The organism is Dictyobacter alpinus, from assembly GCF_003967575.1.
GTDB classification, from domain to species: domain Bacteria; phylum Chloroflexota; class Ktedonobacteria; order Ktedonobacterales; family Ktedonobacteraceae; genus Dictyobacter; species Dictyobacter alpinus.
Genome location: NZ_BIFT01000001.1, coordinates 5,500,962 through 5,516,257 on the forward strand (window position 1 = coordinate 5,500,962; position 15,296 = coordinate 5,516,257).

The 15,296-nt window shown below is 52.0% G+C and carries 14 protein-coding genes; 7 read left to right on the forward strand and 7 right to left on the reverse strand.

Annotated features, from left to right (window positions below; all coding sequences use genetic code 11):
- Positions 1–4: 4 nt before the first annotated feature.
- On the forward strand, positions 5–1,243 hold the full coding sequence (gene fabF / locus EL633_RS21850) for a beta-ketoacyl-ACP synthase II (RefSeq protein ID WP_126629233.1): 1,239 nt from the start codon (positions 5–7) through the stop codon (positions 1,241–1,243).
- 180 nt (positions 1,244–1,423) lie between these two features.
- Here the strand turns inward: fabF and EL633_RS21855 are convergent, their stop codons facing one another.
- Positions 1,424–2,158 (reverse strand): N-acyl homoserine lactonase family protein, encoded by a 735-nt coding sequence (locus EL633_RS21855; RefSeq protein WP_126629234.1) that lies wholly within the window; start codon positions 2,156–2,158, stop codon positions 1,424–1,426.
- A gap of 330 nt (positions 2,159–2,488) precedes the next feature.
- On the opposite strand from EL633_RS21855, the gene EL633_RS21860 reads away from it, so the two are divergent.
- Complete coding sequence (locus tag EL633_RS21860; RefSeq protein ID WP_161982321.1) at positions 2,489–4,303, forward strand: WD40 repeat domain-containing serine/threonine protein kinase; 1,815 nt, start codon at positions 2,489–2,491, stop codon at positions 4,301–4,303.
- A gap of 45 nt (positions 4,304–4,348) precedes the next feature.
- On the opposite strand, the gene EL633_RS21865 is transcribed toward EL633_RS21860, so the two are convergent.
- Positions 4,349–5,275: a LysR family transcriptional regulator gene (locus EL633_RS21865; RefSeq protein ID WP_126629236.1), complete on the reverse strand. Its 927-nt coding sequence runs from the start codon at positions 5,273–5,275 to the stop codon at positions 4,349–4,351.
- Between the two features lie 178 nt (positions 5,276–5,453).
- Here EL633_RS21865 and EL633_RS21870 point away from each other — a divergent pair, with 178 nt between their 5' ends.
- Positions 5,454–5,966: an MFS transporter gene (locus EL633_RS21870; RefSeq protein ID WP_371865548.1), complete on the forward strand. Its 513-nt coding sequence runs from the start codon at positions 5,454–5,456 to the stop codon at positions 5,964–5,966.
- Positions 5,967–6,122: 156 nt separating this feature from the next.
- Here the strand turns inward: EL633_RS21870 and EL633_RS21875 are convergent, their stop codons facing one another.
- From EL633_RS21875 to EL633_RS21890, 4 genes are all read right to left on the reverse strand, one after another.
- Positions 6,123–6,725: an STM3941 family protein gene (locus tag EL633_RS21875; RefSeq protein ID WP_126629238.1), complete on the reverse strand. Its 603-nt coding sequence runs from the start codon at positions 6,723–6,725 to the stop codon at positions 6,123–6,125.
- 533 nt (positions 6,726–7,258) lie between these two features.
- Positions 7,259–8,281 (reverse strand): Rieske 2Fe-2S domain-containing protein, encoded by a 1,023-nt coding sequence (locus tag EL633_RS21880; protein ID WP_126629239.1) that lies wholly within the window; start codon positions 8,279–8,281, stop codon positions 7,259–7,261.
- Between the two features lie 138 nt (positions 8,282–8,419).
- Positions 8,420–9,025 (reverse strand): TetR/AcrR family transcriptional regulator, encoded by a 606-nt coding sequence (locus EL633_RS21885; protein WP_126629240.1) that lies wholly within the window; start codon positions 9,023–9,025, stop codon positions 8,420–8,422.
- A 112-nt stretch (positions 9,026–9,137) separates the two neighbouring features.
- A complete protein-coding gene (locus tag EL633_RS21890; RefSeq protein ID WP_126629241.1) occupies positions 9,138–10,013 on the reverse strand; it encodes a helix-turn-helix transcriptional regulator in 876 nt (291 codons plus the stop codon).
- A gap of 227 nt (positions 10,014–10,240) precedes the next feature.
- Here EL633_RS21890 and EL633_RS21895 point away from each other — a divergent pair, with 227 nt between their 5' ends.
- On the forward strand, positions 10,241–11,143 hold the full coding sequence (locus EL633_RS21895; RefSeq protein ID WP_126629242.1) for a transglutaminase-like domain-containing protein: 903 nt from the start codon (positions 10,241–10,243) through the stop codon (positions 11,141–11,143).
- An 86-nt stretch (positions 11,144–11,229) separates the two neighbouring features.
- On the opposite strand, the gene EL633_RS21900 is transcribed toward EL633_RS21895, so the two are convergent.
- Positions 11,230–11,763, reverse strand: a complete 534-nt coding sequence (locus tag EL633_RS21900) for an AAA family ATPase (RefSeq protein WP_126629243.1) — start codon at positions 11,761–11,763, stop codon at positions 11,230–11,232.
- 224 nt (positions 11,764–11,987) lie between these two features.
- Between EL633_RS21900 and EL633_RS21905 the strand changes: the two genes are divergently transcribed.
- The 3 genes from EL633_RS21905 to EL633_RS21915 all read left to right on the forward strand — a co-directional run bounded on the left by EL633_RS21905 (position 11,988) and on the right by EL633_RS21915 (position 15,031).
- On the forward strand, positions 11,988–12,584 hold the full coding sequence (locus EL633_RS21905) for an RNA polymerase sigma factor (protein ID WP_126629244.1): 597 nt from the start codon (positions 11,988–11,990) through the stop codon (positions 12,582–12,584).
- Between the two features lie 20 nt (positions 12,585–12,604).
- A complete protein-coding gene (locus EL633_RS21910; protein ID WP_126629245.1) occupies positions 12,605–13,534 on the forward strand; it encodes a glucosaminidase domain-containing protein in 930 nt (309 codons plus the stop codon).
- A 246-nt stretch (positions 13,535–13,780) separates the two neighbouring features.
- Entirely contained in the window at positions 13,781–15,031 is a 1,251-nt protein-coding gene (locus EL633_RS21915; RefSeq protein ID WP_126629246.1) for a serine hydrolase domain-containing protein, read from the forward strand.
- Positions 15,032–15,296: the final 265 nt, after the last annotated feature.

Here is a 15,296-nt window from a genome sequence, read left to right on the forward strand (position 1 = left end):
TGTTATGTCTCGTGTGGTTGTAACCGGAATGGGATTGATTACAGCGTTGGGAAATGATCTGGCGAGCACCTGGGAAGCGCTGACACAGGGCCGATCGGGAGTGGGTGAGATTACTGCCTATGATACCAGCGATTTTGGCGTGCATTTTGCCGCTGAAATCAAACAATTTGAGCCCCAACTCTATATGGATCGGAAAGAGGCGCGGCGCAACGATCCCTATGAACAACTGGCGATTGCGACCACAAAGCAGGCGCTGGCACAGGCAGGTCTGACTATCAATGCGGACAATGCTGATGATATTGGTGTGTATATTGGTAGTGGCATTGGTGGGCTGGTAACCCTGCACGATCAATTCAAGGTACTGCACGAGAAAGGTCCGGATCGTATCAGTCCCTTCTTCATTAATATGATGATTGTTGATGGTGCGCCCGGCATCGTGTCCATTCTCACAGGGGCTAAAGGACCGAACTGGGCAACGGTTTCGGCTTGCGCGACCAGTTCCAACTCGATTGGTGAGGCCTGGGAGACCATTCGCCGTGGTGATGCGAAAGCTATGATTGCCGGTGGTTCAGAGAAGGCCGTGACTCCCATTGCCATGGCCGCCTTCGATAAAATGAAGACCCTCTCGCGGCGCAACCAGGATCCTCAGGGGGCCAGTCGCCCCTTCTCCCTTGATCGCGATGGTTTTGTGATGGGCGAGGCCTCGGGCATGTTGATCCTCGAAGATTTGGAATTCGCCCGGGCCCGTGGAGCCACCATCCTGGCCGAACTGATTGGTTATGGCACCACGGCCGACGCCAGCCATATCACCAGTCCAGCTCCTGGTGGTGAAGGATTGGTGCGAGCGATGCGCCGTGCCCTGCGCAAAGCTAACTTACAGCCCGAGCAGATCGACTATATCAACGCCCATGGCACCTCTACTCAACCCAATGATAGTACCGAGACCCAGGCCATCAAGACCTGCTTTGGCGATCATGCTTATAAGCTGGCCGTTAGCTCCACCAAATCTATGACCGGTCATACGCTAGGCGCGGCTGGAGCTGTGGAAGCCATCATCTCGATCATGGCGTTGCAGACCGGCATTATTCCACCGACCATCAATCTGCAGCGGCCAGATCCCGAGTGCGATCTTGATTATGTACCCAACCAGGCGCGCCACGCGCCCGTGAACATCGTGATGTCCAACTCTATGGGATTTGGTGGTCATAATGCCTGCTTGATCTTCAAGCATTATGAACCGTAGATGCGGCTCCCCTGGTGTGACGGCAGGGCGTGTCCTTGCGACCAGTAACCGGTACGACGTACGATCAGGGGCTGGATGGCCTGGATCCTCCAGCCTCAAGGAAACGTGTTCAAGCGACATATCATATGTGAACAGGTAGCAGGGACAAGCCCTGCCGTTACGTAGGTGTGAGGCTCTTTCTTACGCGAAATATTCGGGGAGTTGTTTGAGTGTGGACCATTGTGGGCCGTCATGGCCGAAGATGACCAGGTTGACGTGTTTCTTCTCGACCAGTTCCAGGAGTTTGTGCGTGCTGGCAATAGTGCTGGCTCCGTCGAGATCCATGGGGCCAACGGCGCGATCAGGATTGAAGTGGGCCTGCATGGCAACGGCATCGATGGCCAGGAGAACTGGTCCAGTTTCGGGCAGGTGTACGAGGATCGCCTGGTGGCCGGGCACGTGTCCGCTGGTCTCGATGAGGTCGATGCCGGGCAGGAGTTCCAGGTCGCCATCGATCAACTGGTAGCGGGTCGCGGGCAGGTCCCATTGGGAGCGTGTGGAGATGAAGCGTGGATGACCGGCCAGGGCGACCTCGTGTTGCATGCGTTGGGTGACAAGTTGAGCCTTCGGGAAGGCACTATTGTTTCCGGCATGATCCAGGTCGTAGTGTGTGCAGATCAGGATATCGATATCATCAGGCTGCACACCAATCATGGCCAATTGTTCAATAACGTTTTTCTTATATTCTATGCGTTGCTGGTTCGCCCCACTCTCAGGCAGTTGAGCAGCGGGGGGCAGACCGCTATCAATCAAGATGTTCTTGCCGTTGTTGGTCTGGATCAGATAGCAGGGCACCGGTACTTCGAGCGGGCCTATGATCATGGTTGCTACTTGCATCAGGTAGAGGCGCTGGGGATTTGATGTGCTGGTTGTCATGTATATATCTTTCTATGTAAAAAGTACGATTATTAAAACGAGCGAGAAAGCGGTTCTTTATCCTTATACTCATCAGATATGTGGCCGGTAAGCAAGATGACATGCTCAGAGGGCTCTAAAAATAGTACTCCTCTGTTGCCAGTATAGATGCAATGAGCCTACTAAAATGGGAAGAATGATCGATGAACCGTAGGGGTCGAATCTACAGTGGTGTGATATAATGCCGATATATTTGCGTGTGTGTATTTTGCAGACTCATATCGTTTATGGCAAATTTTGCATGCACTTCATAGCTATCTATTGGTTTTGTATTTGAGGATGGTGAGCACGATGGATCGTGTTGGAGAGCAGTTTGGCAATTATCGCCTGGTGCGTTTTCTAGGTGAGGGCGGTTTCGCGGATGTCTATCTTGGTGAGCATGTCCATCTAGGGACACAGGCGGCGATTAAGATTCTGAATACGCAGCTGGCGCGGGGCGATATAGAGCAGTTTCGCCAGGAGGCCAGGACGATTGCCCATCTGCTCCATCCCAATATTGTACGGGTGCTGGAGTTTGACGTTGAGGAGAAAAATCCTTTTCTGGTCATGGATTATGCCCCTAATGGAAATTTGCGTGAGCGGCATGCTCGCGGCAGCAGGCTGGCGGCCTCTGCCGTAGCGGCGTATGTGCAGCAGGTTGGGAAGGCACTCCAATATGCCCACGACGAGAAGGTGATTCATCGCGATGTCAAGCCAGAGAATATGCTCCTCAGCAGGACCAATGAGGTTGTGCTAGGAGATTTTGGTATTGCCTTGATCGCGCAAAGTTCGCGCCACCAGAGTCAGCAGGATATGGCCGGAACGATTACCTATATGGCTCCCGAGCAGATCCAGGGAAAGCCACGAGCGGCCAGCGATCAATATGCGCTGGGGATTGTAGCCTATGAGTGGTTAAGCGGTGCGCGACCATTTCAAGGTTCCTTTACGGAGATCGCGACCCAGCAACTGCTGATCCCGCCTGCTCCGCTGCGCCAGTTCATTCCCGATGTCGACCCGGCTCTAGAGCAGGTCGTGATGCGTGCGCTACATAAAGATCCCTACCAGCGCTTCCCGCGTGTACTTGACTTTGTCCAGGCTTTGACGCAGGCCGCCGGCAGCGGGAATTCTATTCCCTATAGCGTTGAGGCCGCGCTTACGCCGCCGCCGCCGCCATGGTCAACCCTGCAATCGCAGCAAACCACCCATACGGTCGAGGCCTATGAGGGTGTCCCGCACACCGGGATGGGCCAGGTGCTGTGTGTTTATCGCCAGCACAAGGATGCTATCTCCTCGCTAGCCTGGTCGCCTGACAGCCAGTGGATCGCCTCCGCCAGCGATGACCGCAGCGTCCAGATCTGGTCCGCCAGTAGCGGTCATCGGCGGGTACTCTATCAGGGCCATACCGAAGAAGTAGCCACGGTAGCCTGGTCGCCAGATGGCACCACCATTGCTTCTGGGGGAGCCGATAAGACCGTCCGGATCTGGGAGGCGACCACTGGTCGGCATCTAGTAACCTATTCCGGGCATCGTAACGCGGTCTGGTGCATCAACTGGTCACCCACAGGGGATTCTCTGGCCTCTAGCAGCGGTGATCACAGTATGCATGTGATTAGCACGCAGGACTGGAAGCCTATTTTTCGCTGTAAGGGGAGTGCCGGCACCGTCTGGGCACTGGCCTGGTCCCCGGAAGATAACTATCTGGCCTATCAGAGCGCGCCAGAGATCGTGACTATCTGTGATACGGTCGATGGTCACCGCATCCAGGAATATCGCGAGCACGACAAGCGCGTCTGGGCGCTGGCCTGGTCGCCGGACGGTGAGACCATTGCTTCTGCGGGCGAGGACTGCATTGTGCGTATCTGGCGCGCCTCAACCGCCTGGACGTTTCTTCGCTATCATGGTCATCAAGATAGCATCATCGCGCTAGCCTGGTCGCCAGATGGAGCCTATATTGCCTCCGCAGGAGACGACCAAACCGTTCAGATCTGGGTGGCTGCCAGCGGCAAACCTATTTATACCTATCAAGGCCATCGCAATAATGTCATCGCGTTGGCCTGGTCACCCGATGGTCGTAGCATCGCCTCTGCCGGAGAAGACCAGAGCGTCCACATCTGGACAGCTCCCTAGTCCTATTCCGCGTATCCACTAAAGAAGCAAGATAGCCGCACTCCATCAAGACTCACGGTCCTGTAGCTGTTTGATCACCTCGCGGGCCACGGCCAGAAATTCTTGTACGAGCGACGAGCTATCGTTGTGCTGCCAGGTCATAGCAATCGTGTAGTCAGTGGTGCTATCGCGGAGCGGAAGATAGACGATGCCCTGCGGACGAAATAAGGTTACCGTAGACGGAATGAGCGAGACGCCCAGACCGGCGGCCACCAGTCCGAGTAAGGTTCGTATCTCGGAGACCTCCTGGGCCACAATAGGCGTAAAGCCGGCCCGGTTGCATTCGCCCACGATGAGATCGTGGAAAACGCTGGAGGAGGTATGGGGATACAGAATGAATGGCTCCTCGGCCAACTCATTCACAGCCAGACTCTGTTTGCCGGCCAGCGCGTGATTTTCCGGTAGTACCGCGACCAGTGGATTACGCTGCACAATCTCCATACTAATCTGTGGCTGCATGCCAGACGCACCCGGAGGCACCAGAAATCCCACATGGAGCTCATGATCCTTGAGGGCCTGTAGCTGATCTCTGCCCAACATTTCGCGCAGGCTAACATTGACCCGGGGATAGCGAGCACGATAGACTTTGAGCACCTCAGGCACGATGCTATCGGCCGCCGTAGCGATAAAGCCGATCTTCAACTGTCCTACCTGACCACGTTGTGCCTGCTGTACATTGGTAATCGCTTGCTCAACTTGTTGGAGAAGCCGCTGTGCATCGGCCAGAAAGACCTTGCCAGCCTCGGTAAGCTGCACTGAATGCTTATTGCGCTCCAGCAATTGGACTCCCAACTCCTGTTCCAACTGGCGGATCTGCTGACTCAGCGGCGGCTGCGCCATCTGCAACCGTTCGGCCGCGCGGCTAAAGTTCAGTTCCTCAGCCACCACCACAAAATAGCGTAAGTGACGTAGCTCGATCTTCTGGCTATACATAATTCGTCTCACCGATAGATTTATTATATATTGAACATATCATCATGATCATTGTATACTAAAAACACAAGCTCATACAAGCTACGAAATTGAGTCTGGTCGTTGTCTTTCTCCTATTTGTGCAATCTGTTTCTTCACCATCCTGGCCTATTCGCCACTATTCTTAAACCTGGGCGCATTGCAGCTCGGCTTGATCTTCTTCGCCTGGGGCGTACTGGTTGGTCTATCCTCAGTCTTCCTGGTAGAGTTCATGCGCAAACGCATCGCACCCGTACCGTTGATCCTGGGCAATAGCGTGTTACTGGTCATCGACTTTTTGTTGATCGCCTTTATCTATAATGCTCCGGTGGCTACTGTTTTAATCATCATCTCTGGTATCTTATGTGGATTAAATAACGCCCTCTTCACTTCACTGGCTATCGAGGTCTCGCCTTTTACACGCTCAATCTCGTCCGGTGCCTACAACTTCTTGCGCTGGGCCGGAGCCGCCTTCGCGCCATGGTTGGCCGGTCTGCTCACCAAAAACGTTGGACCATCCATGCCCTATGTGCTGGGTGCCATCGTCCTGGTTTGCGGCCTGATCCTGCTCCAGGTGCGTAAGCATCATATCGAAAACGGCCTTGCCGATAAAGGCGAAGGGGTCCATGGCGAACTACTGCCAATCCTTGAGCCGGAAGAACTGCCTGTCTAGAGCTATTCGTAGAACCGAAAAAACAGACCATCTCCGCCCGCCTGCCCCTGTATCTATGCACATGCCGCATAGACACAGGGGCAGGTAGTTTATTGTGAAGCGGGCTGTGCTTGTGAGGGGAAGTGCGCTGCCATGAAGGCTGCCGTTACGACTCGTTTATGGGTAAAGTCGGATATGGTGTTCGTACAATTCGCGGGCATGGGTAAATTGCATCTGGTACAGTATTTCTGCGGCACTTCTGTCCAGGAACACCTGGGGAATGATCAATGGTGGTATTCCAAACAGAGTATTGCTTTGTCGGTTCAGGCGTTCCAGAAGACTAAAACGTTGCAGGAATTGTTTGGGGTCCTTCGGACGAATGCAGAGGTATTTGTATAGAAAGGTGGATGTATGAATGGCTTCAATCTCGTGCCATGGAATAAAGAAGCCGCTAAGCGTGGGCGTCTTGCCGGTGGTGATACCCTGGCGATTGATGATCAGGAGTGGGGTGGGGTTGAGAAAGAGTTGAGCCATATTCCAGGTGGCCCAGCTAACAAATACAATGAGAGGGAGCATGAGAACCAGGTATAAGAGTATTGGGAAAATATAATTGATTGAATGTGTAGTACCAATGACCAGAATGAAAAGTATGTATACAATGAGCAGCATCAGCGCCGCGACTAAGGCAATTCCGCTAATAATTGTGCGTCCAATTGCTTGTGCGCGATTGGGATATACAATGATTTCCTGGCCTGGCATGGCCCATGGATATTGTGGCATGTAAACCTCCGATGGCGAGTGATGTGGAGGTTGTTGTGGAGGATAATATTGCATAGTTCTCTCCAGTCGAGTTGAATTTTGGATCATTATAGCATATTCTGTATAGATGTGCCTGAATAATTTTATATATGCTAACAAACTTTCTGGTATAGATGCTTCTGTATAATTTTTTTTATTAAGTAGCGCAAATAGGTCAAAATTCTATCTTTGATTGTTATAATTGTCTATTACAGGCCCAATAAATTTTGGTTAAAGGGGGAAGAGTGATAAATCCTACTCTATGGCGTGGCGAAGCGTACGTCGAGTGGGCGCCACACGCGAGGCCGCACTGCTGAGTTTATGTGGGCCAACGTGCATGAACGACTTGCAGTGCTGTGGCGCCTACACGAATCATGGTTGGGGTGCTTGAGTGAGGGGGGAAGGTTTTGCTGGCTATGTCCATCCATCCAGATCCACTTGAATCTGGATGGATGGAAGATATATGTTTAAGCGGCGTGAAGTACGTGAACGGGTAGCAGGGACAAGACCTGCCGTTACGTTAGGCTTTCTTCTACTTGTTGTTCCTGGGCATCTTCGATGGGATTCTCGCCGGTTGCTGCTAGAATCAGGTCGCGGCGTTGACGCAGGTAGAGTGCGATGGGGCGATCGCCGGGAATAAAGTGTTCGCCGATGTTGAGGCTGGCTTTCTTTGGGTGCTGCGTGCGGGTGATGGCGTAGTCCTCGTTGAGAATATACTTATTAGCTAGATTGGTGAGGAATGTGAGTCCCTTTCCTAGGAGCGGCAATTTCAGCTTGTTCTGGTAGGCGCGCAGATAGATCATTACATGGTCATCGTCAACCGGAGCGAAGATCAGCACGTTTCTGATATCCTTGCCCAGATAGAGTTGCCATACATTGGGGAAATTGAACCAGAGTCCGGCTGGACCCTCTGGTGGCGGTACCTGGGTTGGCTTTATGGCCGGCAATCCCTGGTCTGGCTGATTGCTAACCCAGACACGTATTTTATTGTCTTCCAGGGTTGTATATGGGCCATTGACGAGGGTCTGGCCGCCGCGGCCGATCGTTTTGGCATGCACAAATGGTAGATGTGAGACGTCTAATGCTCCCTCGATAGCGCGCGTGTAGTGTACATCCCATAACTTCTGGGCCGTTGAATAGACAAAGCCATCCAGATCATCGAAGAAGGGCAGCGGAGGATACTCCTTGCGGGGCTCCCCATACCAGGCCCAGATGAAACCATGCGCTTCTTGCGAGGGATAGGTCGTACACTGGAACACCTTCGGGCGGGGGCCTGTACGGCCGTTGGCGGGAATCAACTGGCACTCACCGTTACGGTCATACTGGAAGCCGTGGAAATGGCACTGAATATTACCATCAACTATTTTTCCCGGACTAAGCTTACTGCGGCGATGAGGGCAGCGATCCCGCATCACCACGATCTTGTTCGCTTTGTCACGCCAGAATACCAGGTCCTCATTCAAGCGAGTAAAGGCATAGGGCTTGCCAGGCTTCACCTCGCTGGACTCCAGTACCGCGTACCACATATTCGGAATCATTGATCTCCTCCAATCTGATCGTAGTCAAAATCGACGATATAACGTATGCTACTCAAGACTTGCTGTAGGCAGGAGAAAGCTGCGCGAAAGGTATTATTTACTTATCGATAGGTCAGTTTCTTGACGAAAAAAAAGTGCTTACAATGGCCGTGGCGCAGAGGCAAGGCCATAGAGAAACATCTCCAGCATCTCCCGACGTTTGCCGGTTTGTACTTGTAGCTGTAATGGACTCCTCTCATGGGAAAGAGGGACACAGATATTCAAAAACAGTAGACACGCCAGTCGGGTATCATGAGTACGCAGGGTACCGCGCTCAATACCCTCGCGAAATACCCTTTCTACAGGAGCAAAGAGCGAGAGTTCTGCCGCCTGCATGACCTCTTGTTGTTCTGAGGGAGTTAACAGGTGCATCTCCTCTTGGGCGAAACGCGTGACATCGAATGCAGGTTGCCGTTGAATCGCCTCCATTAGCCGCTCAAGTTTCTCCTGGGTTGAGAATTGGTCCTGGTCCACCGCCTCTTCCAGTGCTTGCTGTAGACTTTCCAGCATACGGATGAGCATCACAAAAAACAGTTCTCGCTTGCTCTTGAAATGGTAGAATAGAGCCGGCTTGCTGATCTCCAATGCATGGGCAATGGACTGGAGATTGATATGTTCATAGCCGCCCGCAAGGTACAGGTTCTCCGCCACCGCAAGAATACGCTCCTGTGTATTCGTATTCCTCCCATCGTGCTTCCTATTCATGCGCCTCGCTTACTACGAAAAAACTAACCTACCGATAGGTCAGTTATACACTATGCTTTATAGCGCTGTCAAGGCTGCCCAGTTTCAGGCTGGTTGAGAAGATGTATGAATTTTAAGCACAGACACACTGGTCCTTTGGAGAGGGTGGGAGGATTAGAAGCGATGTTAAAACATGTGCACTGCAAAAATTCTTTTTTTTATTGTGGGCGAGAACTGTATGCTGAACACCTCTCGATGGAGGCGTATACGTGGGCAATGCGACTGGCATTTTGGCTTTTTTTAGTAGCCGGCCGTTAGCTGTGGAGTGGGTGGTCATTGAAACATGCTCTGCCCAATAGGTGGCAAGGTTGAATTCTGTGGGGCACGAGAAGGGTTGATCAGTTAACTCGGTTGTTTGAATAGAGGTTACACGTATTACTTGCATCATCCCTGCGCTTGCTCCGACCAGATACCAGTTCCCGTGTTGGGAGACAAGTCCATATGGGTCGATGAGTTTGTGATGCCCGTTGCCGGTCAGGCGCAGGCGCAGGGTGTAATCGTGCCAGATCGCTTGCTGAATAAGCTCCAGGTTTGAGCTTATGGGCCTGGAAGGTGTGGGTTGGGTTGTATCCATGTGGATACGCTGGCGTACCTGCCTGGCATTTGCGCGTGAAGCGGCAGGAAGCGCGGCGGAGAGCTTGAGAAGCGCATTTTCGAGTGCCTGGCCCAGTCCGAGGTCGGCCAGGGGCGTCGATGTGCCCAGCAGGAAGAGTGCACGTACCTCTGGTGTAGTGAGCCCGGTTAGTCTGGTCTGGTAGCCATCAAGCAATTCACAGCCACCGCCCGGACCACGTTCGGTGTAGAGCGGTATGCCCGCAAAACTGAGGGCCTCGATGTCGCGGTAGATAGTGCGTTCGGAAACCTCCAGTTGCTCCGCCAATGCCCGCGCGGTCATGCGTCCCCTGTTCTGTAAGAGCAGGAGAAGAGAGAGAAGCCGATCTGCTCGCAATGTTTCCCTCCATGATTTTTTGCACCTGAAAACATATATAGCTATCGTTTAGTATAGCATAAAATTTCTGACATCTATTGTTCGAGATAGCCCTTAATCTGGAAAGGTCTGGGAAGAACCTGACAATAGATGTCAGGTTCCTTGTTCTATACTTTTGGCAGTAAAACATGCTGAGCGATGAAGCATAATGATGACTTTGTGGCAAAGCTAAAGAAGGAGCGAGCGATATGGAAGACAAGATTCTGGCATTCTACCGTGAGCAAAGCGCGATCACCCGACCTGACAAGCAAGCAGTTCTCTTTACGGACCTCCCCCGGAGTGTCGAGGCCCTATGCAAGATCGTTCGAGGTCTGATTATCCACTATCTTACGGGTGACCTGTATGGTTGCCAGATAACGGCGGAGCGTGAACGCGAGATTGATACGCGTTACGTCGAGCGCATGTTGGAGCGCATTATTGAACTGGACCCACGTCCTCTGAGCGAGGCCAGAGCAGCGCAGCAGCGGCTCGTAGGCTGTTGTCGTGACTTCTCGACGCTACTCTGCTCTATGTTGCGCTATCAGGGGATTCCCGCACGTATTCGCATGGGTTTTGCGAGCTATATCGATCTGGGACCTGGTTTCTATGTTGATCACGTGGTGGTGGAATACTGGCATCAGGGTGAAAGGCGCTGGCACATGGTTGATCCCCAGATGGATGCGCTCCTGATCGAGAGCAATGGGATCGACTTCGATGTACAGGATATGCCGCGAGGACGATTCTTGACAGGCGGCGAGGCCTGGCGACGCTGTCGCGCGGGTGAGGCAGATCCAGATAACTTTGGTATACATCCTGAGGTTAAAGAGATCCGTGGCTGGTGGTTGGTACGCGACAAGTTGGTGCAGGACCTGGCGGCCCTTAACCGGGCTGAGATGCTGTGTTGGGACGCGTGGGGTATGCTGCGGAGCAATGACATCAGTGGTGAAGATGCTCAATTGCTCGATACCATTGCCGACCTGACCCTGAACAGTGACACATCCTTCGAGGAACTACGGCGCTACTATGAGCAGGAGGAGCGTGTGCGTATGCATGGTTCTGTGTGTGTTAGCAGTCCAGCTGTCGGAAATCGGGAAGTCACGCTTACACTGTAGGGCGAGGATATAAAGAAGGGCGTTATTATGCAGGAACGCCCTCGCGTTGTCAGTTCGCTCTGTTCTGGTTCTACTATAAAAGTCGCTTATAGTGGTGAGTTATTGATGTGGGTAAGGATTTCTGTCACGATCTCGGCTGGCTGTTTGTCATCGGTGGGAATCTGGACATCGAAGCCGGGAGCGTCGAAGGCGAGCACGCAACGGTCGATGCGCTCTTGAATCCAGGCCAGGGCCTGTTCGGTGTGTTCATGTTGACGTTGTGCCAGCCGATTAAGGAGTGTTTCTTTGCGTGCAGTCAGGCAGAAGTGGTAGAGGTTGGGATCAAGCTGGCGCAGGCCGGTCGTGATCTCCTCAAGGTATGGACGGTGCCATAGAGCTATAGGGATGATGAGGGTCCGTCCATAGACCTGCTTGAGGACGCGGGCCGTTTCTATGACCAGGGGACGCCACGCGGTCAGGTCCTGGAAATCGCTGAAGGTCTCGACCGGTTTGACGATAGCGGCCAGGCTGGCTCCGACCAACTCTGGATCGTAGAGCATGCTATGGTATAGACGCTCGACAAGTAATTGGGCCGTCGTGGACTTACCGCACGCAAATGAGCCATTAATTAAAATGATCATAGTGTAGGGTTTTCCTTCTCTCCTGCAGTAGCTATTTTCACGTCTATTATCCACGATTTAGCGTAAATATACAATGGAAATAACCTTTCTTCTCTCCATGCTCGGGTTCGCCGCATGTTGCTGTTTGCTTTTCCTCTGTTCAAGTGTCCTTTCTATAGAACATATATTGGAAGGATACCTATGTTTATGGAGACAAAGCATAATTATACGTCAGGAGTTGCCCTATGATCCATGCGACTGCAGGCAATGATGCAGATTTTGAGTCAGTCGCAGAGTCTGAACAGCTCTCTGCTCTTATTGTTCGGGTAAAAGAAGGTGATGGAACTGCCTTTGAACAGCTTGTACAGATGCGCTATACGCAGATTCGCCTTTTTTTAACCTATATGGTCACGAATAAAGAGGTAGGATACGACCTGACGCAGGAAACATTCCTGCGTGTATGGCAGGAGTTTCCAACTCTACGTGATCCCGCCAAATTTGATAGCTGGTTGTATAGTATCGCACGTCGTCTAGCACTTAATTATCTGCGCCGAGAAAAGATATTACACTGGCTCCCGTGGCATGAGTGGTTAGATCATGCACCCAAAGAAGAAAACACAAAAGGCTTTGAGAAATCTGTAGAAGAGCGGATCTTGCTCAGTCAGGCCCTCGCTACGGTACCGCCACGCTATCGTGCCAGCGTGATTCTCCAGGTTATCCACGGCATGCCCCAGAAGCAAATAGCCGATTTGCTCTCAATCAAGGAAAAGAGTACAAGTACCTTTGTACATCGGGGTTTAAAAATATTGCAGGAAGCATACCTGAACCTTGAGCAAAAATAAGAAAGTAAAAGGTAAAACTTATGAAGCATCGTCTCACTCCATGCCAGCGTTGGGAAGAAAAGCTAGCCGCCCTTCATCCTTATGATTATACTCCCCAGGAGCACGCTGCCCTTGAAGCACACCTGACCATCTGCAATAACTGCGCTAATAAGCGTAGCCAATATGACCTGCTCACCAAACGCATACGCGCGACGGTTGCCAGTGAGCACTTCGCTGAGGAAGGGATACGTATTCCCGTTACGCAAAGCAGATCAAACGAAATCTGGGGAAAGACCTCGGAAGAAGCCTTACATTTGTTACCGGGAAATATCCAGAAAGCGCAACCGCTCAAAGGTAGTTTTACGTCTCTGGGTATAAGTTTGATCATACTCGTTATACTTATGCTCGGTAGCCTGACTTTCTTGCCACATAACGAAAGCATTCAGGTGGGAAGTCATTCTCAAGTAGGAGGAACCAGTACATCGGGTAAAGACCCCCAACCCCTTCCCGATACAGTAGTCAGGCAGCCAACGCTCACCGTTCAGCAGATTGACACTATCCTTAGGGCTTATCACTCGCCACTCGCAGGCAAGGGGCAACTTTTCTATAGTTTAGGGAAGGAGTATAAAATTGATCCTGCTTTTGTGCTTGCGATCGCAATGCAAGAGACAACATTAGGTACCACGGACCATGCTCGTCAGACCCATTCATTGACGACGATAGGTTGTTACCAGGGTACTCATTGTGTTAATCACTACGCAACTTACTATACCTGGGATGCAAGTATTAAAGACCTGTATGTTGTATTTGAATATTATGTTGATACACTGCACAAAACAACGATAGAAACGATTACAGAAAAGTTCTCTGGCCCACTCGCAGATACACCAGACAAGAAGCAAGCGTATGTAGCATCCATAAAACGAATGATGGATCAGTGGCGTTCGGGAAAAATAATACTCGATAAATAATCCATTGGTACACCGAGGAGGCCCAATGCCTCTCACGTAGCAGCAGGGATTGTCGCCCAATCATTTTCGGTTAAAGGGTAAGGGTAATTTTCCTTCTCCTGTCTTTATGAGCGTAAAACTGTGAGTGGGCAAAGAAGATTTCACTGCTGACATACTGTTGTCACTGGTGCTGTGCTAAACTTTTTTCGTCATGAGAGAGATCCTCTCTTCTTTAAAAGAAAAGTATGCTATTGTGAAGGTGACTTTATGAATAAGATACATACCAGTGAACGCGGTGGATTTTCACAGGAGCGGTTGGGGCGCCTGAGCAGGATTTTACAAGGTTTTGTTGTGCGTGGCGAAATGGCGGGAATGGTTGCGCTGATTCATCGACACGGTGAGGAGGCTCATGTCGAGACTGTGGGCTGGCAGGATCAAGAGGGGCAGCTTCCGATGAGGCGCGATACGATTTTTCGGATCGCGTCAATGACCAAGCCGGTGGTGGCGGCCGCTGTCTTGACGCTGGTGGAAGAGGGCAAGATTCGGCTCTATGATCCGGTGGATGCCTGGCTGCCCGAGCTGGCCAGGCGGATGGTAATGCGCGACCCGGATGGCTCACCTGAAGATGTCTATCCCTCGCCGCGCGCAATTACCTTGCATGATCTGCTGACATATCGTATGGGCCTTGGCTGGGGAAAATCCAGTTTAAGTGCTCGTATATTTTCCTTAACGACCGGTCCAGTCGCAGATGCGCTGCAGGTTCCAGATCTTGAGCATCTGACTCCTGATGAATGGATGGCGCGCATAGGCGAATTTCCCTTACTCTATGAACCAGGAACGCGCTGGCTTTACCATGTGCCTGCTGAGATCCTGGGGGTATTGATTACACGGATTACGGGCCAGTCGCTGGAAACGTTTTTGCGTGAGCGCATTTTTAATCCGCTCGGGATGGTGGATACGAGCTTCTCAGTCGTCCCAGAAAAACGTAATCGGCTGGCAACTCTTTACGCGCCTGCACCTGAGGGAGGACTTACTATACGGGATCACGCACATAGCACAGGCTGGGCTGAGCCACCGCTCTTTCAATCTGGAGGAGGTGGGCTCGTTTCGACCGTCGACGATTTTCAATGCTTCGGGCGGATGTTGCTCAATAAGGGCGAACTAAATGGCATTCGTGTACTCTCACGTAAGACCGTGGAGGCCATGACAACTGATTACCTGACGCCAGAACAACACGGCTATCCAATTGGGAACTTTGAGCGCTATGACGCTGATCGGTCCGCTATGTGGAACAACTGGGGATTTGGTTATGGCGTTGCAGTCAGAACCAGACGGATTGGCCTGGGCCCGAGCGTCGGATCCTTTTACTGGCCGGGCGCATTTGGCACGACCTGGATAGTAGATCCCCAGGAGGATATGGTGGCAACGCTCCTACCTCAGATCCTGGGAGCAAATCCGTTCTATACGCAGGTCGGAGAGGATTTCCTGGCTATGACCTATCAAGCGATCGCTGACTGAAGCTCCTGATGCTGTTTCTTATAGCCTATGGACCGTCGATGGTATGTTTCGCTTAAGCAGAGTGTTGCCTGAAGGGGTAAGAGATGATTAGCTGGCGTCTCATACGTGGAGTGGTGCGATGAGCCGGCCGAGCGTACGTGGAGTGGGCGCCACACGCGAGGCCGCACTGCTGAGTTGATGTGGGCCAGGGGATCAGAAAGACTCGCAGTGCTGTGGCGCCTACACGAATCATGGTGGATGTACGGAAGTGATGGGGAAGGTTTGG